Source organism: Bacillus sp. SIMBA_008 (assembly GCF_046535495.1).
In the GTDB taxonomy this organism is placed as follows: domain Bacteria; phylum Bacillota; class Bacilli; order Bacillales; family Bacillaceae; genus Bacillus; species Bacillus subtilis.
Window position 1 is genome coordinate 1 of record NZ_JAWRWL010000801.1, and the last position, 256, is coordinate 256.

The 256-nt window shown below is 72.7% G+C and carries 1 protein-coding gene; it reads left to right on the forward strand.

Annotated features, from left to right (window positions below):
• A partial coding sequence (locus SB658_RS25525; protein WP_410603238.1) for a LysR substrate-binding domain-containing protein occupies positions 1 to 256 on the forward strand: 256 nt, incomplete at both ends.

Here is a 256-nt window from a genome sequence, read left to right on the forward strand (position 1 = left end):
ATGACTGCCTGGTGGCGACGGGCGCCTCGCACTGGGCCTTCGTGCGCGAGGGCAGGGCGATGCGGCAGCGGGTGGCCGGGCGGTTCTCGGCCAGTTCGATCGAGGTGCTGTTCCAGGCCTGCAGGAGCGGGCTGGGCATCGCCAACGTCTCGTACTGGTTCGCCCGCCCCTGGCTTGGGCAGGGCGAAGGCGACGAGCGCCTGGAGCAGGTCGTCCTGGCCGACGCCGAGCCGGAGCCGCTGGCGATCTGGGCGGT